The organism is Ramlibacter sp. (assembly GCF_035655895.1).
GTDB lineage: Bacteria > Pseudomonadota > Gammaproteobacteria > Burkholderiales > Burkholderiaceae_C > Ramlibacter.
In genome coordinates this window covers 574,628-600,038 of sequence record NZ_DASRTN010000006.1, presented here as the reverse complement: position 1 = coordinate 600,038, position 25,411 = coordinate 574,628, and the positions used below count along the sequence as shown (strand labels likewise).

General features: G+C 69.9%; 25 protein-coding genes. 7 read left to right on the top strand and 18 right to left on the bottom strand.

All coding sequences use genetic code 11. From position 1 onward, the window contains the following. Window positions 1-16: 16 nt before the first annotated feature. The 4 genes from VFE82_RS05955 to VFE82_RS05940 are packed head-to-tail and all read right to left on the bottom strand — an operon-like array spanning window position 17 to window position 3,263. Window positions 17-820 carry a transporter substrate-binding domain-containing protein gene (locus VFE82_RS05955; protein ID WP_324999329.1) on the bottom strand — a complete coding sequence of 268 codons (804 nt, stop codon included), beginning with the start codon at window positions 818-820 and terminating at the stop codon, window positions 17-19. 10 nt (window positions 821-830) lie between these two features. After that, window positions 831-1,514, bottom strand: coding sequence for a 4-carboxy-4-hydroxy-2-oxoadipate aldolase/oxaloacetate decarboxylase (ligK, locus tag VFE82_RS05950; protein ID WP_324999328.1), 684 nt, complete (start codon window positions 1,512-1,514; stop codon window positions 831-833). Between the two features lie 2 nt (window positions 1,515-1,516). Continuing rightward, window positions 1,517-2,545 carry an amidohydrolase family protein gene (locus VFE82_RS05945; protein ID WP_324999327.1) on the bottom strand — a complete coding sequence of 343 codons (1,029 nt, stop codon included), beginning with the start codon at window positions 2,543-2,545 and terminating at the stop codon, window positions 1,517-1,519. A gap of 28 nt (window positions 2,546-2,573) precedes the next feature. Next, window positions 2,574-3,263: a substrate-binding domain-containing protein gene (locus VFE82_RS05940; protein WP_324999326.1), complete on the bottom strand. Its 690-nt coding sequence runs from the start codon at window positions 3,261-3,263 to the stop codon at window positions 2,574-2,576. 122 nt (window positions 3,264-3,385) lie between these two features. On the opposite strand from VFE82_RS05940, the gene VFE82_RS05935 reads away from it, so the two are divergent. Genes VFE82_RS05935 through VFE82_RS05920 form a run of 4 tightly spaced genes read left to right on the top strand, consistent with a single transcriptional unit; the run spans window position 3,386 to window position 6,906 of the window. Beyond that, window positions 3,386-4,297 carry a LysR substrate-binding domain-containing protein gene (locus VFE82_RS05935; RefSeq protein WP_324999325.1) on the top strand — a complete coding sequence of 304 codons (912 nt, stop codon included), beginning with the start codon at window positions 3,386-3,388 and terminating at the stop codon, window positions 4,295-4,297. 57 nt (window positions 4,298-4,354) lie between these two features. Continuing rightward, on the top strand, window positions 4,355-5,359 hold the full coding sequence (locus VFE82_RS05930; RefSeq protein ID WP_324999324.1) for a tripartite tricarboxylate transporter substrate binding protein: 1,005 nt from the start codon (window positions 4,355-4,357) through the stop codon (window positions 5,357-5,359). A gap of 58 nt (window positions 5,360-5,417) precedes the next feature. After that, window positions 5,418-6,308 (top strand): aldo/keto reductase, encoded by an 891-nt coding sequence (locus VFE82_RS05925; RefSeq protein ID WP_324999323.1) that lies wholly within the window; start codon window positions 5,418-5,420, stop codon window positions 6,306-6,308. 13 nt (window positions 6,309-6,321) lie between these two features. Then, entirely contained in the window at window positions 6,322-6,906 is a 585-nt protein-coding gene (locus tag VFE82_RS05920) for a DUF6064 family protein (protein ID WP_324999322.1), read from the top strand. Here the strand turns inward: VFE82_RS05920 and VFE82_RS05915 are convergent. The 9 genes from VFE82_RS05915 to VFE82_RS05875 all read right to left on the bottom strand — a co-directional run bounded on the left by VFE82_RS05915 (window position 6,903) and on the right by VFE82_RS05875 (window position 15,347). Next, window positions 6,903-7,865, bottom strand: a complete 963-nt coding sequence (locus tag VFE82_RS05915) for an AEC family transporter (protein ID WP_324999321.1) — start codon at window positions 7,863-7,865, stop codon at window positions 6,903-6,905. The two genes, VFE82_RS05920 and VFE82_RS05915, sit on opposite strands and share 4 nt — an antisense overlap. A gap of 4 nt (window positions 7,866-7,869) precedes the next feature. Then, entirely contained in the window at window positions 7,870-8,775 is a 906-nt protein-coding gene (locus VFE82_RS05910; protein ID WP_324999320.1) for an NAD(P)-dependent oxidoreductase, read from the bottom strand. Between the two features lie 14 nt (window positions 8,776-8,789). Next, entirely contained in the window at window positions 8,790-9,776 is a 987-nt protein-coding gene (locus VFE82_RS05905; protein ID WP_324999319.1) for a tripartite tricarboxylate transporter substrate binding protein, read from the bottom strand. 28 nt (window positions 9,777-9,804) lie between these two features. After that, window positions 9,805-10,509 (bottom strand): ABC transporter ATP-binding protein, encoded by a 705-nt coding sequence (locus VFE82_RS05900; RefSeq protein WP_324999318.1) that lies wholly within the window; start codon window positions 10,507-10,509, stop codon window positions 9,805-9,807. Next, window positions 10,502-11,275: an ABC transporter ATP-binding protein gene (locus VFE82_RS05895; protein ID WP_324999317.1), complete on the bottom strand. Its 774-nt coding sequence runs from the start codon at window positions 11,273-11,275 to the stop codon at window positions 10,502-10,504. The genes VFE82_RS05900 and VFE82_RS05895 overlap by 8 nt, the downstream gene beginning before the upstream one ends. Continuing rightward, complete coding sequence (locus tag VFE82_RS05890) at window positions 11,275-12,300, bottom strand: branched-chain amino acid ABC transporter permease (protein WP_324999316.1); 1,026 nt, start codon at window positions 12,298-12,300, stop codon at window positions 11,275-11,277. The genes VFE82_RS05895 and VFE82_RS05890 overlap by 1 nt, the downstream gene beginning before the upstream one ends. Further along, the gene (locus VFE82_RS05885; RefSeq protein WP_324999315.1) at window positions 12,297-13,172 is read right to left on the bottom strand and encodes a branched-chain amino acid ABC transporter permease; all 876 of its coding nucleotides are present in this window, start codon (window positions 13,170-13,172) and stop codon (window positions 12,297-12,299) included. The genes VFE82_RS05890 and VFE82_RS05885 overlap by 4 nt, the downstream gene beginning before the upstream one ends. A 100-nt stretch (window positions 13,173-13,272) precedes the next feature. Then, a complete protein-coding gene (locus tag VFE82_RS05880) occupies window positions 13,273-14,445 on the bottom strand; it encodes an ABC transporter substrate-binding protein (protein WP_324999314.1) in 1,173 nt (390 codons plus the stop codon). A 149-nt stretch (window positions 14,446-14,594) separates the two neighbouring features. Further along, window positions 14,595-15,347, bottom strand: coding sequence for a GntR family transcriptional regulator (locus tag VFE82_RS05875; RefSeq protein WP_324999313.1), 753 nt, complete (start codon window positions 15,345-15,347; stop codon window positions 14,595-14,597). Between the two features lie 141 nt (window positions 15,348-15,488). Here VFE82_RS05875 and VFE82_RS05870 point away from each other — a divergent pair, with 141 nt between their 5' ends. Genes VFE82_RS05870 through VFE82_RS05860 form a run of 3 tightly spaced genes read left to right on the top strand, consistent with a single transcriptional unit; the run spans window position 15,489 to window position 18,655 of the window. Further along, the gene (locus VFE82_RS05870) at window positions 15,489-16,532 is read left to right on the top strand and encodes an aromatic ring-hydroxylating dioxygenase subunit alpha (protein WP_324999312.1); all 1,044 of its coding nucleotides are present in this window, start codon (window positions 15,489-15,491) and stop codon (window positions 16,530-16,532) included. Between the two features lie 2 nt (window positions 16,533-16,534). Next, window positions 16,535-17,491 (top strand): PDR/VanB family oxidoreductase, encoded by a 957-nt coding sequence (locus VFE82_RS05865; protein WP_324999311.1) that lies wholly within the window; start codon window positions 16,535-16,537, stop codon window positions 17,489-17,491. Between the two features lie 51 nt (window positions 17,492-17,542). After that, on the top strand, window positions 17,543-18,655 hold the full coding sequence (locus VFE82_RS05860; protein WP_324999310.1) for a 5-methyltetrahydropteroyltriglutamate--homocysteine S-methyltransferase: 1,113 nt from the start codon (window positions 17,543-17,545) through the stop codon (window positions 18,653-18,655). Between the two features lie 149 nt (window positions 18,656-18,804). Here VFE82_RS05860 and VFE82_RS05855 read toward each other — a convergent pair whose 3' ends face one another. From VFE82_RS05855 to VFE82_RS05835, 5 genes are all read right to left on the bottom strand, one after another. Beyond that, window positions 18,805-18,984 carry a hypothetical protein gene (locus VFE82_RS05855; RefSeq protein ID WP_324999309.1) on the bottom strand — a complete coding sequence of 60 codons (180 nt, stop codon included), beginning with the start codon at window positions 18,982-18,984 and terminating at the stop codon, window positions 18,805-18,807. 197 nt (window positions 18,985-19,181) lie between these two features. Further along, window positions 19,182-20,405: a CaiB/BaiF CoA-transferase family protein gene (locus tag VFE82_RS05850; protein ID WP_324999308.1), complete on the bottom strand. Its 1,224-nt coding sequence runs from the start codon at window positions 20,403-20,405 to the stop codon at window positions 19,182-19,184. Between the two features lie 94 nt (window positions 20,406-20,499). After that, the gene (locus VFE82_RS05845) at window positions 20,500-22,035 is read right to left on the bottom strand and encodes a SpoVR family protein (protein WP_324999307.1); all 1,536 of its coding nucleotides are present in this window, start codon (window positions 22,033-22,035) and stop codon (window positions 20,500-20,502) included. Continuing rightward, window positions 22,032-23,372 (bottom strand): YeaH/YhbH family protein, encoded by a 1,341-nt coding sequence (locus tag VFE82_RS05840; protein WP_324999306.1) that lies wholly within the window; start codon window positions 23,370-23,372, stop codon window positions 22,032-22,034. Before VFE82_RS05840 ends, VFE82_RS05845 begins: the two co-directional genes overlap by 4 nt. Before the next feature lie 113 nt (window positions 23,373-23,485). After that, complete coding sequence (locus tag VFE82_RS05835; RefSeq protein ID WP_324999305.1) at window positions 23,486-25,408, bottom strand: PrkA family serine protein kinase; 1,923 nt, start codon at window positions 25,406-25,408, stop codon at window positions 23,486-23,488. Between the last annotated feature and the right edge of the window lie 3 nt (window positions 25,409-25,411).

The window sequence follows — 25,411 nt, the reverse complement described above, 5'->3', positions numbered from 1 at the left end:
AGTCTCCTTGTGTCTGTCAGTCGGTGGCGGTGCCCCGCAGCCCGGCGCGCTCGACCATGCCCTGCAGCCGGCCGGAGTCGCGCAACGAGAGCGCGAAGCTGCGCAGGTACCCGGCGGCGGCCTGGCGCCCCTTGGGCACCGCGATGGCCAGCTGCTCCAGGCCCCAGCGGCCCTCGAGCACCCGCGAGCCGGGCAGCTGGTCGCCCAGCTCGTGGAGGATGCCCTTGTTGGTGGCGAACGCGTCGAGGGCCTGCGCGCCCAGCTGCTGCTGCGCGGCCTCGAGCGACGGCACCGGGACGATCGTGGCGGACCTGAGCAGCCGGGGCAGCGACGACTGCGAGCTGCTGCCCTGCGACACGCCGACGCGCACGCCGGGGCGGTCAATGTCGGCGGCACTGCGCAGCGGGGACCCGGCCGGCACCAGGTAGCCCAGCTCCAGCCGCACCAGCGGCGCCGTGAAGTCGACATCGCGGGCGCGGGCCTCGGTGGCGTTGGTGAAGGTCAGGTCGGCTTCGCCGGCCTTGAGCGCCTCGACCACCTGCTGCACGCGGGCGAACTCGACGACCCGCACGGGCACGCCCAGGTCGCGGCCGAGCTGGTGGCCCAGTTCGTAGGCGACACCCGCGGGCAGGCCGTCCTTGCCACGCACCAGCGACGTCGGGCTGCCCGGGTACACGGCGACGCGCAGGGTGCCGGTGGGCGCCAGCGCGTCGCGCACCGCCGGATCGGCCGGCCTGGGCGGGGGGCCGCCGGCGCATCCGGCCAGCAGGAGCCCCGTCGCGAGGGCGAAGGCGGCGAACGCGCGGCGCTGCAGCAGCATGGCGGGCCGCTCAGTCGATGTAGCGCAGGCCGGCCTTGGCCAGCGGCTCGCGCATGTTGTACATGTCCAGGCCCAGCACGCCGGACGCCAGCCTGGCGCGCTTGTCGCCCTCATTGGCCTCGCGCGCAGTGGCCGCGTCCAGCGTCTTCTGCGCGAGCGCGCGCGGCACGCAGGTGACGCCATCGTCGTCGGCGACGATCACGTCGCCCGGATGCACGAGGGCGCCCGCGCACACGACGGGGATGTTGACCGAGCCGAGGGTGGCCTTGATCGTCCCCTTGGCGCTGATCGCCCGGCTCCACACCGGAAATCCCATCTCGGTGAGCGTCTTCACGTCGCGGCATCCGGCGTCGATGACCAGCCCCCGGGCGCCGCGCGCCTGGAACGACGTGGCCAGCAGGTCGCCGAAGAAGCCGTCGGTGTTCTCCGAGGTGCAGGCGCACACGACGATGTCGCCGGGCTGGATCTGCTCGGCCACCACGTGCATCATCCAGTTGTCGCCGGGGTGCACGAGCACCGTGACTGCCGTCCCGGACACCTGCGCGCCGGGGTAGATCGGGCGCATGTAGGGCTTCATCAGGCCCACCCGCCCCATCGCCTCGTGGACAGTGGCCGAACCGAATTGCGCCAGCCTGTCGGCGACCTCCCGGTCGGTGCGCTGGATGTTGCGGTAGACGACGCCGAGTTCGTACATGGTCAGATCCCCCTGCCCTTGAGCAGCTTGTCGAGACGCGGGAACACCCGGCGGGTGTTGCCCTCGAAGATGGCCTGCTTGTCCTGCGGCGACAGGATGCGGCTCGCATCGATGTAGCGCTTGGTGTCGTCGTAGTAGTGGCCGGTGGTCGGATCGATGCCGCGCACCGCGCCGATCATCTCGGACGCGAACAGCACGTTCTTCACCGGGATGACGGTGTTGAGCAGGTCGATGCCGGGCTGGTGGTACACGCAGGTGTCGAAGAAGATGTTGTTCAGCACGTGCTCGTCGAGCAGCGGCTTCTTCATCTCCTGCGCCAGCCCGCGGAAGCGCCCCCAGTGGTAGGGGACGGCGCCGCCGCCGTGCGGGATCAGGAAGCGCAGCGTCGGGAAGTCCTTGAACAGGTCGCCCTGCACGCACTGCATGAAGGCCGTGGTGTCGGCGTTCAGGTAGTGGGCCCCCGTGGTGTGGAAGCACGCGTTGCAGCTGGTGCTCACGTGGATCATGGCCGGGATGTCGTACTCGACCATCTTCTCGTAGATCGGGTACCACCACCTGTCGGTGAGCGGCGGCTCCTTCCAGTGGCCACCCGACGGATCGGGATTGAGGTTGATGCCGACGCAGCCGTACTGCTCCACGCACTTGACCAGCTCGGGGATGCAGGTCTTCGGGTCGACGCCGGGCGACTGCGGCAGCATCGCCACCGGCACGAAGTGCTCGGGGAACAGCTGGCTCACGCGGAAGCACAGCTCGTTGCAGATCGCCGCCCAGGTGCTGGACACCTCGAAGTCGCCGATGTGGTGCGCCATGAAGCTCGCGCGCGGCGAGAACAGGGTCAGGTCGTTGCCGCGCTCCTTCATGAGGCGCAGCTGGTTCTGCTCGATGGACTCGCGGATCTCGTCGTCGCTGATCGTCAGCTCCGACACCTTGGGCCGCTGGGCGGGATCCTGCAGGCCCGCGATCTGCCGGTTGCGCCACGTCTCCAGCGCCTTGGGCGCCGTCGTGTAGTGGCCGTGGCAGTCGATGATCATGAAGTGCTCCTCCTGGTGGCGGTGGGGGTCACGCCGGGTCCATGCCGTGGCGGCGCTTGGCCTCGGCGGTGGCCGGCGAAGCCATGAACGCGAGCAGCTCGCGCACGGCCTGGGGCTGCGCCGACGTGGCGCAGGCCGCGCCGGCGAAGATGGTGGTGATCTGGATGGCCGGCGGCAGCGGGCCGACGACGTCGATGCCTGCCAGGCCCTGCAGTTCGCTGGTCTGCTGGAACCCGAGCGCCACTTCGCCGGAGGCGACCATCGTGCCCACCGGGATGCCGGGCCGGGCCTGGACGGTGCGGTCCCCCACCTGCCGGGCGATGCCCCAGCGCTCGAACAGCTGGAGCAGCGCCGTGCCGCTGGGGCCGGTCGAGTAGCCGATGGTGGGCGCGGCCAGCACGGCCTGGCGCACGGCATCCTCCGAGCCGATGTCCGGCCGGGGCGCCCCGGCCTGCACCGCCACCGCGACGCCCGAGCGCACCAGGTCCACCCGGCTGCCGGCCAGCGCGTGGCCGCCGGCCAGCAGCTTGTCGATGGCGTCCGACGCCAGGATGACGAAGTCGAAGGTCTCGCCGGCCTGGACGCGCCGCGCGGCGTCGACACCGCCCACCGATTCGATCTGCACGGCGCGGCCGGACTGCCGCTCGTAGGCGGCCGCCAGCTGCGCCAGCACCTGGCGGGTGGCCATGGAGGAGATTCCGCGGAGGGGTGCGGTCATGCGGCGGTTCCGGCAGACATGGGCGCATTCTGCGGCGCCGTCGGCGTGCGCGAGAAGCCGCCTCGCCGGCTATCAGCTAGAACAAGCACGCATACCTGCAGGCACCCCACTACACTTTGGGCATGGATCTGCGGCAGCTGGAGTACTTCGTTCGGGTCGCCGAACTCGGCAGTTTCACCCGCGCCGCCATCGAACTGGACGTCGCGCAGCCGGCCTTGAGCCGGCAGGTGCGGTTGCTCGAACTCGAGCTGCGCCAGAACCTGCTGGTGCGCAACGGGCGCGGCGCCGTGCCGACCGAGGCCGGCAAGACCCTGCTCGAACATGGGCGCGGCATCCTGCACCAGGTGCAGCGGGCCCGCGACGACCTCGGCCGGCTGCGCGGCGGCCTCTCGGGCCGGGTCGCGGTCGGCCTGCCCAGCAGCGTGGCGCGCGTGCTCACGGTGCCGCTCAGCCGGGCCTTCCGGGAGACCATGCCCGAGGCCCGGCTCTCGATCAGCGAAGGCCTGTCCAGCGCGCTGGAGGCAGGACTGGTGAGCGGGCGGCTGGACATCGCCGTCCTCTACAACGCGCAGCCCTCGCGCGAGCTCGATGCCGCGCCCCTGCTCGACGAGGACCTGCTGCTGGTGCGGGCGCGCCCGCCCGGCCTGCACGAGGACCCCCCGCCCGGCCCCATCGCGCTGCAGGACGTCGCCGCGCTGCCGCTCATCATTCCCACGCGCCCCAATGCGATCCGCATGCACGTCGAGACCGCCATGGCCGCGATCGGCTGCAAGCCCGAAGTGGCGCTGGAGATCGACGGCGTGCTGGCGATCCTCGACCTGGTGCGCGATGGCGCCGGCTGCGCCATCCTGTCGCGCAACGCGCTGCTGCATTCGCCGCGGCCGTCGGCCTTCACCGCCCAGCCGATCGGCAGCCCGCCGCTGCGCATCCGGCTGTCGGTGGCGACCAGCCTGCAACGCCCGGCGACCCCGGTGCAGGAAGCCACCCTCGATCTGATCCGCAAGACGGCGCCCAAGGTGGTGCCGCACGCCTGAGCGACGGTCCCGCAACGAACGCCACGCACCGACGATGCCCGTCCACCCTGGCCCCCGATGACCGACGACTGCTTGCCTTCCTCCCGCCGCGCCGTGCTGCGCCACCTGGTCGCCGCCGGCCTGTCCGGCGCACTGCCGGCCTTCGCCCAGGCCCCCTACCCCGCCAAGCCGATCCGGCTGATCGTGCCCTTCACGCCCGGCGGCTCCAGCGACATCCTCGGCCGCGCCATCGGCCAGGAGCTGGCCCGCTCGCTTGGCCAGCCGGTGCTGGTTGACAACGTCCCGGGCGCGGGCGGTTCGATCGGCGCCGAGCGCGCCGCCCGCGCACCCGCCGACGGCCACACCCTGCTGATGGGGCACATCGGCACGCTCGCCGTCAACCCCGCGCTCTACCCGCGGCTGGGCTACGACCCGGTGCGCGATTTCGCCCCGGTCGCCTGGGTGGCCCGCGTGCCGAACGTGCTGGTGGTGCATCCCTCGGTGCCGGCGCGCAACCTGTCGGACCTGGTGGCGCTGGCACGCGCCAGGCCGGGCGCCATGAACTACAGCTCGGGCGGCAACGGCAGCGCCGCCCACATGACGATGGAGTACCTCAAGCAGGCAGTCCGCATGCCCATGCTGCACATCCCGTACCGCGGCGCGGCACCCGCAGTGTCCGACGTGATCGCCGGGCAGGTGCAGGCGGTGTTCACCGGCGCGCCGGCTCTGCTGCCCCACATCAAGGCCGGCAAGCTGCGTGCGCTTGCGGTGTCCAGCCCGCGCCGCATCCCGTCGCTCCCCGACGTGCCCACGATCGCCGAGAGCGGCGTGACGGGCACCAGCGGCTTCGAGGCGGACCAGTGGTACGGCGTCGTGGCACCAGCCGGCACGCCGCCGGAGGTCGTGCGGCTGCTCAACGAGCACGTGAACCGTGCACTCGGCTCGGCCGAGGTGCGCACGCGCCTGGCCAGCGAGGGGGCCGACCCCATGCCCACCACGCCGGCGGCCTTCGGCCAGCTGATCGCCACCGAGCTGCGGCGCTGGGCGCCGGTGGTGAAGGCCGGCAACATCCGCGCCGAGTGAGGCGGACCGCCGGCCGTCTTGCGCCCCGCGGCGCGGGCGCCGCTGCTACGCTGCACCCATGCACCGCCGCACCGCCCTGCACCTGCTGAGCCTGGCGGCGACCGCGCCCCTGGCGCAGGCTGCCGACGCGCCACAGACCCGGCCGGTGCCCTCGACCGGCGAGCACCTCCCGGTCGTCGGCCTGGGCAGCTGGATCACCTTCAACGTCGGCCGCGACCCCCAGGGCCGGCGCGAATGCGGCGACGTCCTGGGCGCCTTCTTCGCGGCCGGCGGGCGGCTGGTCGACTCGTCGCCGATGTACGGCTCGTCGCAGTCGGTCATCGGCGAAGGCCTGCAGCGCATCGGACGCCCGCCGGCGCTGTTCGCCGCGGACAAAGTGTGGACGTCCTCGCGCGGCGCCGAGCAGGTCGAGGCCTCGCGCCAGCTCTGGCAGGTGCCGCGCTTCGACCTGCTGCAGGTGCACAACCTGCTGGCCTGGGAGCAGCAGCTGCCACTGCTGCTGCAGATGAAGCAGGCGGGCCGCGTGCGCTATGTCGGCATCACCACTTCGGAAGGCCGCCGGCATTCGGAGTTCGAGCGGCTCATGCGCGCGCAGCCGCTGGACTTCGTGCAGCTGACCTACAACCCGGTCGACCGCGAGGCCGAGCAGCGCCTGCTGCCGCTGGCGCGTGAGCGCGGCATCGCGGTGATCGCCAACCGGCCCTTCCAGGAAGGCGCGCTGCTCAAGCCGCTGCGGCGGCAGAAGCTGCCCGCGTGGGCGGGCGAGATCGGCTGCACGACCTGGGCGCAGGTGGTGCTGAAGTTCATCGTGAGCCATCCGGCGATGACCTGCGCCATCCCGGCCACCTCGCGCGTGGACCATGTGCGCGAGAACATGGCTGCCGCCTCGGGCCGCATGCCCGACGAGGCGCTGCGGCGCCGCATCGCGGCCGAGATCGGCCGGCTGTGACCGGTGCGCGCCGATGATGGAGTGGTGGACCTACCGGCCCTCCGATTTCCTGATGTTCTCGGGCCGCAGCTGGGCCCGCCTGCTGGAGGCCCTGAACCGGGATGCCTGGCCGGCGCAGCCGCTGCTGCTGGTCGTGGGGATGCTGCTGGTGGTGCTCGCATGGCAGCGCCCGCAGGCCGTGCGGCGCAGCGCGCTGCTGGTGCTCGCCGCCGCCTGGGCCTGGGTGGCCTGGAACTTCCATTGGCAGCGGTTCGCCGCCATCAACACGGCAGCGCCGTGGTTCGCGCTGGCCTGGGTCGTGCAGGGGCTGGCCCTGGTGGTGCCGGGCCTGCGCCCCGCGCCCCAGGAGCCGGCCAGGTGGATGCGGCGCGCCGGCATCGCCCTGGCGCTCGCGGCCGTCGGCTATCCGCTGGCCACGCTGCTGGGCGATGACGGCGTTGCCCGGGCGCAGGTGGCCGGGTTGGCGCCCGACCCGACCGCGCTCCTGACCGCCGGCCTGCTGCTCGCGTTGCCCGTGCGCCACCGCGGGTGGCTGCTGGTGGTGCCGCTGCTGTCGCTCGCGGTGGGATGGACCACTGCCTGGCTGCTGCGCGGCTAGCGGACCTGCTGCAGCAGCCACAGCAGGCTGGTCAGCGTGAAGAACGACAGGACGGTGGTGCCCAGCTGCGCGGCCGCCGCCATGCTGTCCTGGCCATGGCGCTGCGCCAGGATCGGGTAGATGCCCAGCATCGGCACCGCCGCCATCACGACCACGGCCGTCTGCAGCTGCCGCTCCATCGGGGGCAGCAGCACGACCAGCAGCAGCACGGCCAGCGGATGCAGCAGCAGCTTGCCGAAGGCGATGGCCGAGACGTCGCGCACCATGCCCCGCGCCTGGATGCCCACCAGCGACCCGCCGATCACCAGCAGCGAGATCGCCGCGCAGGAGCTGGCGAACAAGGTGACCGCCCGGCCCGCGAACTCCGGCAGGCGCCAGCCGGCCAGAGAGGACAGGAACCCCAGCGCGATGCCCCAGATCATCGGGTTGCGCGCCAAGCCGCGCAACGACTGCCCGAAGGCCGCGCGCAGGCGCTGCGCCCTGGTGCGGCCATCGTTCGCGTCGCCCGTGTCGCTGTCGGCCAGGGCCAGCGCGAGCGGAAGCGTGATCAGGTTCTCGACCACCATCGCCAGCGCCAGCCCGACGCCTGCGGTCTGGGCGCCGAACACCTGCGCCACCAGCGGGAAGCCGATGAAGCCGCTGTTCGGGCAGGCCATGCCCATCGCCGCAATCGCGCTGGCCGGCATGGTCTTGCCCTCGATGCGGCGCGCCCACACCATGCCGGCGCCCAGCGCCAGCAGCGAGCCGCCGGCGTACGCGGCCACGAACACGGGGTTGACGATCTCGGCCAGGCTGCGGGACGAGAGCGCGTTGAACAGCAGCGCCGGCAAGGCGAGGTTGATGACGTACTTGCCGAAGACCCGCATCTCGGCCCGGGCGAACAGCCCGCCGCGCGTGGCCAGCCAGCCGACGGCGATCACGAGGTAGATGGGGCCGGTGATCGCGAGGACCGAGAGCATGCGCTCAGCGATGCAACTTGCGTGCCGAGATCAGCGCATCGGCGTAGTCCTGCCACCGTGCGTCTTGCGCAACGTCACGGAACACGCCCGCCGCGGCGGCGTCCGCCACCCATTGGTGCTTCTCGGCGATGGCCGCCGCCATCAGCGGCGGAAAGCCCGCTTCGCGCACGGTGTTGGCCGACTCGCGCATCTCCTCGGCACGGCGCTTGCCGTGCTGCACCACGCGGCTGAAGAAATAGGCGCCCTGCCGGGCCCAGTCGATCGACGGGAAGGTCTCGGCCAGCGTCGGCAGCACGTGCTCCTCCACGCCGTACTGGCGCGCGGTGGCGTAGCTCTCGATCACGAGGGCCTCCAGGCCCTTGATCATCACGCTGCGACACATCTTGATGGCGCTGGCCACGCCCAGCTGCTCCGAGACGGCCCGGGCGTCCAGGCCCCAGCCGGCCAGCGCCGCCGCCAGCTCGCCGGCCCGGGCGCCGCCGAGCAGCATCGGCACGCGGATGCCGTAGGGCGGCACCGAGGTCATCACGCCGGCTTCGACGTAGTGCGCGCCGCGCGCCTCCACCAGGGCGGCGGCCTGCTGCTTGGTGCCCGGCGATGCCGAGTTGAGGTCGAGGAAGACCGTGCCCGGGCGCAGGAACGCGGCCGCCTCCCGTGCCACGGCGAGCGTGTTGGATGCGGTCACCGCGGAGATCACCAGCTCGCTCGCTTCGCACAGCGCCTGCATCGACGGCTGCGGCACGACGCCGGCGGCCTGCGCATGGGCGAGTTGCGCCGTGCGGGTCGCCTGCTGGGCGAACGTGAGGTCCCAGGCACTCGCCTGGCGGACCGCCTCCTGCGCCAGGAGGCCGGCGCTGAAGATCTTGCCAACCTCGCCGTAGCCGACCAGGCCGATGCGGGACAGGTTCATGCGCGTCTCCTCTGTTACTGCTTGGGGATGCGGGCGCGGGCGATCACCTCGGACCAGCGGCGGATGTCCCCGGCCAGGCGCTCGCCCAGTTGCGCGGGCGTGCCACCCTGCGCGATCAGGTTCAACTCGGCCAGGCGCTTGCGCACCTCGGGCCGGGCCAGCGCCGCGTTGACGTCGCGGTGCAGGCGCTCGATCACGGGGGCGGGCGTCTTCGCCGGCACCGCCAGACCGTTCCACGAGCTCACGTCGAAGCCGGACAGCGGACCGCCGGCCTCGCGCGCCGCCGGCACGTCGGGCAGCTGCGGCGGGCGCCCCGCCCCCAGCACGGCCAGCGGACGCAAGGCCCGGGCGCCGATCTGGCCCATCAGCGGGCCGAGGATGTCGATGCCGGCGTCAACCTCGCCCGAGCGCAGTGCGGTGATCACCGGCGGCGTGCCGTTGAAGGGCACCACCTGTGCGTCGATGCCCGCGCTGGCCTTGAACAGCTCCGCCGCCAGGTGCTGGGTGGTGCCCATCTGCGGCGTGCCCAGGTTCAGCTTGCCGGGATTCGCCCGGGCCCAGGCCAGCAGGTCGTTGAGGCTGCGGAAGCGGCCGCCTTCGGCCGCCACCAGGACCAGGTCGAAGGTGGCGAGCTGGGACACCGGGGCGAAGTCGCGCAGCGTGTCGAACGGCAGCGACTTGAACAGCGCCGCGCTGACGGCCGTGCCGCTGGACACCAGCAGCAGGGTGTGGCCGTCGGGCTCGGCCCGGGCGACCAGTTCACCGGCCACCACGCCACCGGCGCCAGGTCGGTTCTCGATCACGACCGGCTGGCCCAGGCTCGTCGAGAGCACCTGCCCGATGGTGCGTGCCGTGATGTCCGCGGCGCCGCCGGCCGCATTGGGCACCACGATGCGCAGCGCGCGCGAGGGAAAGGCCGGCTGGGCGCGCAGCCCGCCCGCCCACGCGGGGATCAGGGCGGTGGCGGCCAGCTGGCGCAGGAAGCGGCGGCGGAAGGTCATCGGCGAGGCGGCGTGCACTCGCGCGAGCTTAGCGCGCCACGCCCAGCAGGCGGTCGACCAGCGCGGTGTCCTCGCGCAGCTCGCGCGCGGTGCCGCTGTGCACCACGGTGCCGCGATCGAGCACCACCGCGTGGTCGGAGATCGCCAGGATGGCCTGCGGATGCTGCTCGACGATGATCGCGGACAGCCCCTCTTCGCGGGTGATGCGGCGGATCGCCCGCAGCAGTTCCTCCACGATGATGGGCGCCAGGCCTTCCAGCGGCTCGTCCAGCAGCAGCAGGCGCGGGTTGAGCACGAGCGCCCGACCCACCGCCAGCATCTGCTGTTCGCCACCGGACAGCTGCGTGCCCAGGTTGGTCTTGCGCTCGGCCAGGCGCGGGAACATCGCGTACACCGCGTCCGGCGTCCACTTGCCCGGCCGCGCCACCGCGGTGAGGTTCTCGTGGACCGTGAGCGACTTGAAGATGTTGCGCTCCTGCGGGACCCAGCCTATGCCGGCCGCGGCCCGCTGGTGCGGCGCCAGCTTGTGCAGGGCGGTGCCGGCCAGCGTGATGCTGCCGGCATGCTGGCGGGTGGCGCCCGCCAGCGTGTTGATCAGCGTGGTCTTGCCCGTGCCGTTACGACCGAGCAGGGCGAGGGTGGCGCCCTCCTCCAGGACCAGCGAGACGTCCTGCAGCACCACGGCTTCGCCATACCCCGCGCTCAGGCGATCGACCTTCAGCAGTTCAGACATGGGCCGGCTCCGCAGCGGCGTCGCCATGGCCGAGATAGACCTCCTTGACGCGCGGGTCGGCGGCGATCTGTTCGGGATCGCCCTCGGTGAGCACGGTGCCGTTGACCAGCACCGTCATGCGGTTGGCGAAGCTGAAGACCAGGTCCATGTCGTGTTCGATCAGCAGCACCGACACGTCGGCCGGTAGCGCGGCGACGGTCTGCAGGATCTCCTCGCGCTCGCCCGCCGGCACGCCGGCCACCGGCTCGTCGAGCAGCAGGACGCGCGGCTCGCAGGCCAGCGCGATCGCGATCTCCAGCAGGCGTCGCTTGCCGTAGGCGAGGTGCTCGGTGGTCTGGTCCATCACCTCGGCCAGCCGGAACTGCGCCAGCAGCTGCTCGCAGCGCTCGGCCACCGAGCGGTCGCGGCCCAGCGCCTGCCAGAAGCGGGTGCCCAGCCCGCGCTGCTGCGACACCACCAGGGCCAGCGTCTGCAGCGGCGTCATCGAGTTGAACAGCTGGTTGATCTGGAAGGTGCGCACCATCCCGCGCCGCACCCGCTGGTGCGGCGCCAGCCACGTGATGTCCTGCCCGTCCAGCACGATGCGGCCCGCGGTCGGCTCGAGGACCCCGGTCAGCAGGTTGATCAGGGTGGTCTTGCCCGCGCCGTTGGGTCCGATCAGCGCATGCCGGGCGCCGCGGCGCAGGTCGAGCGTGACGTCGTTGGTGGCGGTGATGCCGCCGAAGCGCTTGACCAGGCCCTGCGCGGACAGCACGACATCGGTCATCACGAGGCCCCCCCGCGGCGCACCCAGGTCCAGGGCCTGAGCAGGCGGTCGCGGCCCACCAGCACCAGCACGACCAGGAACAGGCCCAGCCAGAACGTCCAGTACTGCGGCGTGATCGCCGACAGGAAATCCTGCATCAGCTTGAAGACGATGGCGCCGTAGACGCCGCCGTAGAGCCAGCCGGTCCCGCCGATCACCAGGATCAGCATCACGTCGGCGGAGCGGTGGAACTCGAAGACGTCGAGCGAGGCAAAGCCGGTGGTCTGGGCCAGCAGGCCGCCGGCCGCGCCGGCCAGGCCTGCAGCGACCGTGTAGACCACGGCCAGTCGCGAGCCCACCGGGATGCCGATCGCCATGGCGCGCAGGCGGTTGTCGCGGATCGCCTGCAGCGTGGCGCCGAAGGGCGAGTGCACGAAGCGGCGCGCGCACACGAACACCAGCAGCAGCACCGCGAGCGAGTAGTACGCCGCCGTGCGCCCGGTGAGATCGAACTCGAACGTGCCGAGCAGCGGCCCCATCAGCACCCCCTGCAGCCCATCGGCCCCGCCGGTGAGCCAGTCGAGCTTGTTGGCCAGCTCCAGCAGGATCAGGGCGACCCCCAGCGTCACCATCAGCCGGGTCAGGTCGCTGCCACGCTGGATGGTGAAGCTGGCGACGGCGCCAAGCGCGGTGGCGGCCGCCACCGCGACGGCCAGGCCCGCCAGCGGATCGGGCATCACGTGCTTGGCGAACAGGGCGGCGGCGTAGGCGCCGAAACCGAAGAACGCCGCGTGGCCCAGCGACACGATGCCGGAGAAGCCCAGCACCAGGTCGAGCGACACGGCGAACAGGGCGACGATCGCGATCTCGTTGACGATGGCCGCGTACTGCGGCAGCAGGACCGGCGCGGCGAACGCGGCCAGCCAGAGCACCGGTTCCCAGGGACGCCAGCGGACGGCGGACAGCAGCGAGCGCTGCGCGCGGGACACGTCGGCCGGTGCCGGCGGGATCGCGGCCACCGGTTCGGGGACGGCTGCATTGCTCATGCCTTGCCTCCTTGCCGCACGAACAGGCCCTGCGGACGCCAGATCAGGATGGCGATCATCAGCGTGTAGACGATGAAGGCGCCCATCTTGGGGATGTAGTACTTGCCCGCGACGTCGGCGATGCCCAGCAGCAGCGCGGCCAGCAGCGGGCCGGTGATGGACGAGGTGCCGCCGACGGCCACGACGATCAGGAAATAGATCATGAACTTCAGCGGGAAGGTCGGATCCAGGCCCAGCACCTCCGCACCGAGCGCCCCGCCCAGCCCCGCCAGCCCGCAGCCGAACGCGAACGTCGAGAGGAACACCACGTTGACGTTGATGCCCAGGCCGGCCGCCACGCGCTGGTCGTCGACCGACGCCCGCAGCCGACTGCCGAAGCGGGTGCGCGAGAGCACGAACTGCAGCACCAGCGTGAGCGCCGCGCACACCGCGATGATGAACAGGCGGTAGTGGCCCATGCCCAGCGTCCAGGCGCCGCTGCCGAGCTCGGTGCGGCCGCGCAGCCAGTCCGGCAGCTGCACGAACTGCTGGGTCGAGCCGACGAAGTAGTCCACGCTCGCCACCGCCATGAAGGTCAGCCCGATCGAGAACAGCACCTGGTCCAGGTGCGGCTTGCGGTACAGCGGCCGGTACAGCGTGCGCTCGAGCACGCCGCCCAGCAGCGCCGCACCCAGGAAGGCAGCCGGCAGGCACAGCAGGAAGGGAACGCCGGCACGCTGCATCAGCAGCACCGTGATGTAGCCGCCCACCATGGCGAACGCGCCGTGCGCGAGGTTGATGAAGTTCATCAGCCCCATGGTCACGGCCAGTCCCAGGGCCAGGATGAACAGCAGCATGCCGTAGGCGATGCCGTCGAAGAGGATGGTCAGCATGGTGGGTCTCGCTCCCTCTCGGCGCACAAGAGGGTCGGGGCGGCCGGCGGCGCAGGGCGTCCCGCCCGGCCTTCTCGCCGGGGGGCGAGAAGGCGCGGGATCACTTGTTCTTGCCGGGGTCCTTGACGTCCTTGATCACGTCGAACTCGACGTTCCAGAGCTGGCCGTCCTTCTTCTCGACCTTGCGCAGGTAGATGTTCTGCACGATGTCGCGGGTCTGGGCGTCGATGAACACCGGGCCGCGCGGGCTCTCGAAGATCTGGCCCTTCATCCCGGCCAGCAGCGCCTCGCCGCCGCCCTTGCCGCCGGTCTTCTTCAGCGCCTCGTAGATCAGGCGCATGCCGTCGTAGCCGCCCACCGCCATGAAGTTGGGGCGCAGGTTGCGGTTGGCCTTCTGGAACGCCTCGACGAACTTCTTGTTGGCCGCTGACGGGTGCGCGGCCGAGTAGTGGTGCGAGGTGACCACGCCCACGGCGACCTCGCCCATGTCGTTGAGCTGGTCGTCGTCGGTGACGTCGCCGGTGGCGATCATCTTGATGCCCGCCTTGTCCATGCCGCGCTCGGCGAACTGCTTCATCACCGCGGCGCCCGCGCCGGACGGCACGAACACGAACAGCGCATCGGGCTTGAGGTCGCGCACCTTCTGCAGGAAGGGCGCGAAGTCCGGGTTGCGCAGCGGCACGCGCAGCGACTCGGCGACCTTGCCGCCGTTGAACTGCAGGCGATCCTTGAAGAACTTCTCGGCGTCCAGGCCGGGGCCGTAGTCGCTGACCAGGGTCACCACGTTCTTGATGCCGTTCCTGGGCGCCCAGTCGGCCAGGGCGACCGAGGCCTGCGGCAGGGTGAAGCTGCTGCGCACGATGAAGGGGGAGGCTTCGGTGATGCTGGAGGTGGCGGCGGCCATCACCACCAGCGGCGTCTTCGACTGCGTGGCGATGGGCGCCACCGCCAGGGCCGACGGCGTGATGCCCATGCCGGCCAGGACGTCGACCTTCTCGTTGACGACGAGCTCCTGCGCCAGGCGACGGGTGGCGTCGGGCAGGCTGGTGTCGTCCTTCACGATCAACTCCACCTTGCGGCCCGCGACCGTGTCACCGTTCTGGGCGATCCAGAGGCGCGCGGCGGCCTCGATCTGGCGGCCGGTGGTGGCCTGCTGACCGGTCATGGGCAGGATCAGGCCGATCTTGAACGGCTTGGCCTGGGCGAACGCGGCGCCGCCCGCGGACAGCAGGACGGCGCAGGCCGCGGCCTGGATCCAGGTTCTCTTGTGCATCGAAGTCTCCTCAGAAAGCGTGAACGGCCCGCGAAGCGCCGGCAGCCGGATTCTGGCCTTGCGCCGGCCGCCGGGCCAAGGCACGGCCGGCTCTATCAGCTATCCAGATTGGCTATAGCCGCTGCGCGGATATAGCAAGGCGCATTGTGTCAGGCCCGCTTGCGGATCAGCCGCACGCCGGGCATGCGATCGAGGTTGTGGGTCTGCACCGCGTCGCGCAGGTTGCGCTGGGCCAGGCGCGAATGCTCGCGCATCAGCGCTTCGGCCCGGCTGCCCTCGCGCTGCTCGATGGCTTCCAGCACCTGGCGATGCTGGTCCTGGGCGACGATGAGCATGTCGCGCGCACGCGGCGAGTTGGCCTGGACGACGACGAAGCCGGAGGGCGACGCGAACGGCAGGTTGACCACCCGCTCGAGTTCGCGCGCGACCACGGCGCTGCCGGCCATCTCGGCGAGCAGCACGTGGAAGCGCTCGTTGAGCTTGACGTACTGCAGGAACGCCTCGTCGTCCAGCGCCGGCTGCAGCAGCACCGCATCGATGCGGGCCAGGCACTCGCGGGCTTCCGCCAGCACCACGCTGGCCACGCCCCGCTCGGCCGCCAGCCGTGCGGCAAGCCCCTCCATCGTGCCGCGCAGCTCGATCGCGTCGGAGACGTCGCGCTCGCTGAAGGTGCGCACGGCATAGCCGCCCCCAGGCAGAAGCTCCAGCAGGCCCTCCTGCTCCAGCCGCATCAGGGCCGCACGGATCGGGGTGCGCGAGGCGCCCAGTTTCTCGACCAGCGCGAGCTCGGCGATGCGCCCGCCCCCCGGCAGGTCGCCGGCCAGGATCATTTCGCGCAGCCGCAGCTGCGCCTTGACGGCCTGTGAACTGCTTTCGGGCTCGGCGGCAGGAACGTTGCTCATGGATGTGATGTATACCAAGTCGAGTCTACTGAGCTTGCATTCAGCTTGATTCCTGGGGTTTACCCGCAGAACAGGGCGGGCAGCTTGCCGACAGCTGTATACAACGCGTATTCTTCAAAGCCCATTCAGCCTGCCCACACCATGTTCCCGAAGAACGCCTGGTACGTCGCCTGCACCCCCGACGAGATCGATGCCAAACCCCTGGGTCGCACCATCTGCAACGAGAAGATCGTGTTCTACCGCGGCCAGGAAGGCGGCGTCGCGGCGCTGGAGGATTTCTGCCCGCACCGGGGCGCACCCCTGTCCCTCGGGCGGGTCTGCGAGGGTCAGCTGGTGTGCGGCTACCACGGGCTGGTCATGGGCTGCGACGGCAAGACCGTGGCCATGCCCGGCCAGCGCGTCCAGGGATTCCCGAAGATCCGGGCCTTCCCGGTCGTGGAGAGGTACGGCTTCGTCTGGGTCTGGCCGGGCGATCCCGCGCAGGCGGATCCGGCCAGGATCCACCACCTGGACTGGGCGGAGAACCCCGACTGGGCCTACGGCGGCGGGCTGTACCACATCCGGTGCGACTACCGGCTGATGGTCGACAACCTGATGGACCTGACGCACGAGACCTACGTGCACGCGAGCAGCATCGGCCAGAAGGAGATCGACGAATCGCCGGTCACCACCCGGACCGTGGGCGACCGGGTGGTCACCAGCCGGTTCATGCACAACGTGATGCCGCCGCCGTTCTGGCGCGCCAACCTGCGCGGCAACCACCTGGCCGACGACGTGCCGGTGGACCGCTGGCAGGTCTGCCACTTCATCCCGCCCAGCCACGTGATGATCGAGGTGGGCGTGGCCCACGCCGGCAAGGGCGGCTACGAGGCCGACCCGAAGGACAAGGTCTCCAGCGTGGTCGTCGACTTCCTCACGCCCGAGACCGATTCGACCATGTGGTACTTCTGGGGCATGGCGCGCAACTTCAACCCGCGCGACACCAACCTCACTGCGCAGATCAAGGAAGGCCAGGGCAAGGTGTTCTCCGAGGACACCGCGGTGCTGGAAGAACAGCAGCGCAACCTGGACCGCTTCCCCGACCGCAAGCTGCTGATGCTCAACATCGACGCCGGCGGCGTTCAGGCGCGCCGCATCATCGAGCGGCTGGTGGCCCAGGAACAACCGCAGAAGCTGGCCGCCTGAGCATGGCCGACATCACCGTCAAGGTCCTGCGGCGCAGGCAGGAAGCGCAGGACATCGCCTCGTTCGAGCTCGGCCGCCCGGACGGCGCGCCGCTGCCGGCCTTCTCCGCCGGGTCGCACATCGACGTGCACGTGCCCGGCGGGCTGGTGCGCCAGTACTCGCTGTGCAACGACGCGGGCGAGCGGCACCACTACCGGATCGCCGTGCTGCGCGACCCCGCGACGCGGGGCGGCTCGGCCGGCATGCACGACGCGGTGCAGGAGGGCGACCTGCTCACCATCAGCGAGCCGCGCAACCACTTCCCGCTGGTCCATGCGCGGCGCACCGTGCTGCTGGCCGGCGGCATCGGCGTGACGCCGCTGCTGTGCATGGCGCAGCGCCTGGCGGCGGCCGGCGCCGAGTTCACCCTGCACTACTGCACCCGCTCGCCGGAGCGCACGGCATTCCGCGACGAGATCGCCGCCGCGGCATTCGCGTCGCGCGTGCGGTTCCACTTCGACGATGGCGAGGCGTCGCAGAAGCTGGACCTGCCGGCCGCCCTCGGGCCGGCCGAGGCCGACGCGCACGTGTACGTCTGCGGGCCGGCCGGCTTCATCGACCACGTGGTGCAAGGCGCGAACGCGGCAGGCTTCAGCCCGGAGCAGATCCACCTCGAATACTTCGGCGCGGCACCCCAGGACACCGCCGGCGACCGGGCGTTCGACGTCAAGCTCGCCAGCAGCGGCCAGGTCATCCGCGTGGCTGCCGACCAGACCGTGGTGCAGGCGCTGGCCGCCCAGGGCGTCGAGATCCTCACGTCCTGCGAGCAGGGTGTGTGCGGCACCTGCATCACCCGCGTGCTGTCCGGGGAGTGCGACCACCGCGACCTGTACTTCACCGACGAGGAGAAGGCCGCCCAGGACCAGTTCACCCCCTGCTGCTCGCGCGCCAGAAGCGCGATGCTGGTGCTGGACCTGTGACGCTTCGCTACCATTGCCGCCACTTTCCCGAACGACCCGAGGACCACGACCATGATGCAACTCCCCGCCCGCTACGACCACGTGGGCAGCTTCCTGCGCCCGAAATACCTGCTGGAGGCGCGCGAGCAGAAGGCCCGCGGCGAGATCACGCCCGAGCAGCTGCGCAAGGTCGAGGACAAGGCGATCACCGAGATCGTGAAGTTCCAGGAAGACCTGGGCCTCAAGAGCATCACCGACGGCGAGTTCCGCCGCACGTACTTCCACATCGACTTCCTCGAGCAGCTGGGCGGCGTCAAGACGGACATCCCGGTGACGATCCGCAAGCCCGACGGCACCGAGGAGCTGGCGCCGCCGGTGATCCGCGTGGTCGACAAGGTGCGCCATGCCAGGGACATCCAGAAGGCCGACTTCGAGTACCTGCGCTCGCAGCTCGCGCCGGGCAGCCTCCCCAAGGTGACCATTCCCTCGCCGACCATGCTGCACTTCCGCGGCGGGCGCGCCGGCATCAGCAAGCAGGCCTACCCGGAGCTCGATCCGGCGTTCTACGACGACGTGGCCCAGGCCTATGGCGACGAGCTGCGCTCGCTGCACGCGGCGGGCTGCCGCTATGTGCAGATGGACGACACCAACCTGGCCTACCTGTGCGACGAGAAGATGCGCGAGGCGGCGCGCCAGCGCGGCGACGATCCCAACGAGCTGCCGCACCGCTACGCCCAGTTCATCAACAAGGTGGTGGCCCAGAAGCCCAAGGACATGCTGCTGGCCATGCACCTGTGCCGCGGCAACTTCAAAAGCACGCATGCCGCCGCCGGCAACTACGAGCCGGTGGCCGAGGCGCTGCTCTCGGAGATGCAGATCGACGCCTTCTTCCTGGAGTACGACGACGAGCGCTCGGGCGACTTCCGCCCGCTGCGCTACCTCAAGCCCGGCAAGACCGTGGTGCTGGGCCTGGTGACCACGAAGTTCGGCCAGCTGGAGAACCAGGATGCGCTCAAGCGCCGCATCGACGAAGCCGCCAAGTACGCCCCGCTCGAGCAGTTGGCACTGTCGCCCCAGTGCGGCTTTTCCAGCACCGTCCACGGCAACAACATCGCGGTGGAAGACCAGCGCAGCAAGCTGCGCCTGGTGATCGACACGGCGCGCCAGGTCTGGGGCGACCGCTGAGCCACTGGAGTTGAGCGCCGCGGTCGGCTGAGCGCGCTCCGCCGGTCCGCCGGGCTTCGGACGGCGCCAACGGCCGCCCCGGCGCGACGCGCGCGATCACGGCGACGACGCAACGCCGGCAGGACCTGCACGCGCCGTGCGGCGCGGCTTCAGGACGGCTGGCTGGTGCCCGCCCGGGTGGGCGCGTCGGGATGGCGACGCCGCGGCGAGGGATCGATCGCCGCAGGCGATTGCTGTTGCTGTTGCTGCTGCTGGCGGGGACGTTCACCGCCGTCGCGCGGCGGTTGCGAGGGGACGTTCTCGCGCTGTTGCTCTTGCGTGTCGGACATGGTGGCGTTTCCTGGTCTGGAAGCTTCCACCGTAGCCGTGCTGGCTGCCGGCGTCTGTAGGAAGCGCCCCCGCGCGCGGACGAGGCGTCGCCGACCCGGTGGCGTCCACGCGTGGTGCGCCGCCGGCATCACCGCACCACCCAGCGCCCGGCTTCTTCGGCAGGCGCCGTGTGCCGTCCTCAGCGGCTGCCGGATGCTCAGGCCACCACGTGGCGGGACTTCAACGCGGCGATGTCGCCATCGGTGTAGCCCAGCTCCCGCAGCAGTTCGGTCGTGTGCTCGCCCATGCGCGGCGGGTCCATCCGCACGCCCAGCCGCGCGCCGTCCAGGGTGATCGGGCACAGGGGCGCCGGTGCTGCCTCGCCCGCCCGCGGACCGTCGGCCAGCCGAATCTCGGCCAGGCCGCCGGTGGCCAGCAGGTGCGGATCGTCGAACAGCTCCTCCGGCCGTCGGATCGGCGCGAACGGCAGGCCGTGCCGCTCGAAGATGGACGACAGCTCTGCGGCGCTCCACGCGGCGAGGCGCTCGCGCAGGGTCGGCAGCAGTCGCGGGCGCTGCCGCACGCGGTCGTTGTTGGTGGCGTAGGCAGGGTCGGCCAGCAGGTCCTCGAATCCGAGCGCCTGGCACAGCACCTTCCATTGCCCGTCGCTCACGGCGGCCAGGAAGATCTGCTCGCCGCCCCGGACCGTGAAGACGTCGTACACGGCCCAGGCCGAGATGCGGTTGGGCATCGGCTCGGCCGCCTTGCCGGTGATCGCGTACTGCAGCATGTGCTGCGCCACCAGGAACACGTTGTTCTCGAACAGCGCGCCCTGCACTTCCATGCCCCGCCCGGTGATGCCGCGCTGGACCAGGGCGCCGAGCGCGCCGATGGCGCCGAACATCCCGCCCATGATGTCGTTGATGCTGGTGCCGGCGCGCAGCGGATCGCCCGGACGGCCGGTCATGTAGGCCAGCCCGCCCATCATCTGCACCACCTCGTCGAGCGCCGTGCGGTTGTCGTAGGGCCCGGGCAGGAAGCCCTTGAGGCTGACGTAGATCAGGCGCGGGTTCCCGGCCGACAGGCCCGGGTAGTCCAGGCCGTACTTGGCCATCGTCCCCGGCTTGAAGTTCTCGGCCACCACGTCGGCCTTCGCGCACAGGCGTCGGGCGATCTCGGTGCCGTCGGCGCTGCGCAGGTCCAGGGCGATGCTCTTCTTGTTCCGGTTGAACATCGGGAAGAAGCCGGCGCCCGATCCGAGGAGGTGACGGGTGCGGTCGCCCTCGATCGGCTCGATCTTGACGACGTCGGCCCCCAGGTCGGCCAGCACCATGCCGCAGGCCGGGCCCATGACCATGTGGGTGAACTCGACGACCCGCAGCCCCTGCAGCGGCTGCGGTGCTGGGCGGATGTCGTGACTGGAAGCGGGATCGGGCGTCATGCCCGGAGTCTAGGATCTCCGCCGGCCGCCGTGGAACGGACGGCAAGGTCGCAGCCGGTGCCAGTCGGCACGGCGCGGCACCGACCGGAAGGCGTCAGAGGTGCTGGGCCGGCGGCGTCACTTCCCAGTGCTGGAGCACGCGCTCGTGGCTGTCCACGCTTTCGAGGCGCACGCGGAAACCCCACAGGCGGGCGACGTGCTTGACCACCTCCTCGGCGCCGTTGTCCAGTGGACGGTCGTTGTGGCGCACGTGCCGCAGGGTGAGCGAGCGGTCACCGCGCAGGTTGACGTTCCAGACCTGGATGTTGGGCTCGCGCCAGTTCAGGTCGTACTGCTTGGACAAGGCTTCGCGCACGCGCCGATAGCCGCTGTCGTCGTGGATGGCCGCGACCTCGAGCTCGCGCTGCGCCGCGTCGTCGACGATCGTGAACAGCCGGAACTCGCGCATCAGGCGTGGCGACAGGTACTGCCCGACGAAGCTCTCGTCCTTGAAGTGGCGCATCGCGTAGTCGAGCGTCTTGAGCCAGTCGGAGCCTGCGATGTCGGGGAACCACTCGCGGTCCTCCTGCGTCGGGTTCTCGCAGATGCGCTTGAGGTCGGTGAACATGGCGAAGCCCAGCGCATACGGGTTGATTCCCGAGTAGCGCGGGTCGGTCACCGGCGGCTGGAACACCACGTTGGTGTGCGACGACAGGCACTCCATCATGAAGCCGTCGGCGAGCAGGCCGTCGTCGTACATCGTGTTGAGCAGCGTGTAGTGCCAGAACGTGGCCCAGCCCTCGTTCATCACCTGGGTCTGGCGCTGCGGATAGAAGTACTGCGCCACCTTGCGCACGATGCGCACGACCTCGCGCTGCCAGGGCTCCAGCAGCGGCGCGTTCTTCTCGATGAAGTACAGCAGGTTCTCCTGCGGCTCCTCGGGAAAGCGGCGGCGCTCCTGCTTGGACTGCTTGCCGGGCTGCCGGGGAAGCGTGCGCCAGAGGTCGTTGACCTGCTGCTGCAGGTAGGCCTCGCGGTCCTTGCGGCGCATCTCCTCCTCGACCAGGCTGATCTTCTGCGGACGCCGGTAGCGGTCGACCCCGTAATTCATCAGGGCGTGGCAGGCGTCCAGCACCTCCTCGACCGCCTCCAGGCCGTGGCGCTCCTCGCACTCGGCGATGTAGCCCTTGGCATAGACCAGGTAGTCGACGATGGACGAGGCATCCGTCCACATCCGGAACAGGTAGTTGTTCTTGAAGAACGAGTTGTGTCCGAAGCAGGCGTGGGCCATGACCAGCGCCTGCATGGGGAGCGTGTTCTCCTCCATCAGGTAGGCGATGCACGGATCGGAATTGATCACGATCTCGTACGCCAGGCCCATGTGGCCGCGGCGGTAGTTCTTCTCGCTGGCGATGAACTGCTTGCCGAACGACCAGTGCCGGTAGTTCACCGGCATGCCGACCGACGCGTAGGCGTCCAGCATCTGCTCGGCCGAGATGACCTCGAGCTGCACCGGGTAGGTGTCGAGCTTGAACCGCTCGGCCGTCTTGCGGATCGCGTCGAAGTACTCCTCGATCAGCTCGAAGGTCCAGTCGGAGGCGCTGGGAAGCCGGTTGGCTCCGCGCACGGGGGTGTCGAAGACGGCGCTCATGAGGTCGTGGCTCCCACGGGGTTCTTCTTGAACAGGTCACGGAAGACCGGAAAGATCTGCGCCGGCGTCACGATCTTCTGCATCGCGAAGTTCACGTTGCTGTCGCGCACGCGGGTGTACTCCTCCCACAGGTTCTGGTCCTCGTCGGCCACCTGCACGTAGGCGAAGTAGCGGCACAGCGGCAGCAGCTTGTTGTCGAGGATGTCACGGCACTTGGACGAGTCCTGCTGCCAGTTGTCGCCGTCCGAGGCCTGCGCGCCGTAGATGTTCCACTCGCTGCCCATGTAGCGCTCGCGGATGATCTCGTTCATCAGGATCAGCGCGCTCGACACCACGGTGCCGCCGGATTCGGTGGCATGGAAGAACTCGTCTTCCGGCACTTCGGCCGCCTGGGTGTGGTGGCGGATGAAGATGACGTCGGTCTGCTTGTAGTGCCGGGTGAGGAACAGGTACAGCAGGATGAAGAAGCGTTTGGCCAGGTCCTTGCGCGACTCGTCCATCGAACCCGACACGTCCATCAGGCAGAACATCACCGCCTTGCTGGTGGGCAGCGGCTCGCGGATGCGGTTGCGGTAGCGCAGGTCGAACGGATCCAGGAACGGCACGCGCTTGAGACGCTGGCGCAGCTCTTCGATCTCGGCCTTGAGAGCGGCGATCTCTGCGCGCGGGGTGTCGTCGCGGGCCTCGATGACCTTCAGGTGCTCCTCGGCCATGCGCAACTGGCGGCGTGCGTCGCCGCCCATCGCGATGCGGCGCGCCAGTCCGACCCGCATCGAGCGCACCACGTGCAGGCTGGTCGGATTGCCTTCGGAGATGAAGCCGGCCCGGCGCGACTTCCACTCCGGCGCATCGGCCAGCAGCTGCGTGCGGATCAGCCGCGGCAGCGCCAGGTCGTCGAAGAAGTAGTTCATGAACTCCTCCCGCGTGATGCGGAAGGTGAAGTCGTCCTCGCTGCTGCCGTCGGGCGACGCACCGCTGCCGCCACCGCCGCCCTGGCCGCCGCGGGGCCGCGGAATGCGGTCGCCGCGCACGTATTCCTGGTTGCCCGGGTGCACCATCTCGCGCGAGCCGCCAGGGCCGTGGTTGAACACCGGCTCCGACACGTCGCGTTTGGGCAGGCTGATGTCGGCGCCCTCCTCGATGTTGTGGATGCTGCGGTCGCCGACCGCCTTGCGCACGGCGTCGCGGATCTGCTCGCGGTAGCGGCGCAGGAACCGCTCCCGGTTGCCGATCGACTTGTTCTTGCCGGACAACCGGCGGTCGATCACCTGGTGGAGCGCCGATCGCTCCGTTCGGTTGTTGGAGGCCACGGGCGGGAAATCCTGGTTGTCAGCCATCCACGGTCGCCACCAGGCGAGCCCCTTGCACCATCCCCGGGGCGCCGGCCGGGCCGGGCCTCAGGTGTCGCTCCTCGGGGGCACGCGCCGCCGGCGCTGCGGGATGGACCATGTCATGAACTCTTGCGCACCCGCAGGTACCACTCGCACAGCAGCCGCACCTGGCGGTGGGTGTAACCCTTTTCCACCATGCGGTTGACGAAGTCCTCGTGCTTCTTCTGCTCGTCGGCGCTGGCCTTCGCATTGAAACTGATCACGGGCAGCAGGTCTTCGGTGTTCGAGAACATCTTCTTCTCGATCACGGTGCGCAGCTTCTCGTAGCTGGTCCAGACCGGGTTCTTGCCCGCGTTATTGGCGCGCGCGCGCAGGACGAAGTTGACGATCTCGTTGCGGAAATCCTTCGGGTTGGACAAGCCCGCCGGCTTCTCGATCTTCTCCAGCTCGGCGTTGAGTGCCTGGCGATCGAAGATCTCGCCGGTGTCGGTGTCGCGGTACTCCTGGTCCTGGATCCAGAAGTCGGCATACGTCACGTAGCGGTCGAAGATGTTCTGGCCGTACTCCGAGTAGGACTCGAGGTAGGCGGTCTGGATCTCCTTGCCGATGAACTCCGCGTAGCGGGCCGACAGGTGCTCCTTGATGTACGAGAGGTACTTCTGCTCGATCTCCGGCGGGAACTGCTCGCGCTCGATCTGCTGCTCCAGCACGTACATCAGGTGCACGGGGTTGGCCGCGATCTCGTTGCTGTCGAAGTTGAAGACCTTGGACAGGATCTTGAACGCGAAGCGCGTGGAGATCCCGGTCATGCCTTCGTCGACACCGGCGTAGTCGCGGTACTCCTGGTAGCTCTTGGCCTTCGGATCGGTGTCCTTCAGGTTCTCGCCGTCGTAGATCTGCATCTTGGAGAAGATGCTGGAGTTCTCGGGCTCCTTCAGCCGGGTGAGCACCGCGAACTGCGCCATCATCTTGAGCGTGCCGGGGGCGCACACCGCGTCCTTCAGCGACGAGTTGCGCACCAGCTTGTCGTAGATCTTGATCTCCTCGGTGACGCGCAGGCAGTACGGCACCTTGACGATGTAGATCCGGTCGAGGAACGCCTCGTTGTTCTTGTTGTTCTTGAAGGCCTTCCATTCGCTCTCGTTGGAGTGCGCCATCACGATGCCGTCGAACGGGATCGCGCCGAAGCCCTCGGTGCCCTTGAAGTTGCCTTCCTGGGTTGCGGTGAGCAGCGGGTGCAGCACCTTGATCGGGGCCTTGAACATCTCGACGAACTCGAGCAGGCCCTGGTTGGCCAGGCACAGGCCACCGGAATAGCTGTAGGCGTCCGGATCGTCCTGGGCATAGGACTCGAGCTTGCGGATGTCGATCTTGCCCACCAGCGAGGAGATGTCCTGGTTGTTCTCGTCGCCCGGCTCGGTCTTGGCGATGCCGCACTGCTTCAGGATGGACGGGTAGCGCTTGACCACCTTGAACTTGCGGATGTCGCCACCGAATTCCTCGAGGCGCTTGACCGCCCAGGGCGACATGATGCGCTGCGTGTAGCGGCGCGGAATGCCGAACTGCTGCTCGAGCAGCGGGCCGTCCTCGTCGTTGCTGAACAGGCCCAGCGGCGACTCGTTCACCGGCGAGCCCTTGATCGCGTAGAAGGGCACCTGCTCCATCAGCTGCTTGAGGCGCTCGGCGATGGACGACTTGCCGCCGCCGACCGGCCCGAGCAGGTAGAGGATCTGCTTCTTCTCCTCGAGGCCCTGCGCCGCGTGGCGGAAGTGCGAGACGACCTGCTCGATCGGCTCCTCGAGACCGTAGAAATCCTTGAAGGCCGGATAGATCCGGACCATCTTGTTGCCGAAGATCCGGGAGAGGCGGGGATCGTGCCGCGTGTCGATCATCTCCGGCTCGCCGATCGCGGCGAGCATGCGCTCGGCGGCCGTCGCGTACACCAGGGGATCTTTGCGGCACAACTCGAGGTAGTCCTCGAGCGACATCTCTTCCTCGCGCGTCTGCTCGTATCGCGCCAGGAAATTGCGAACCACATCCATGAA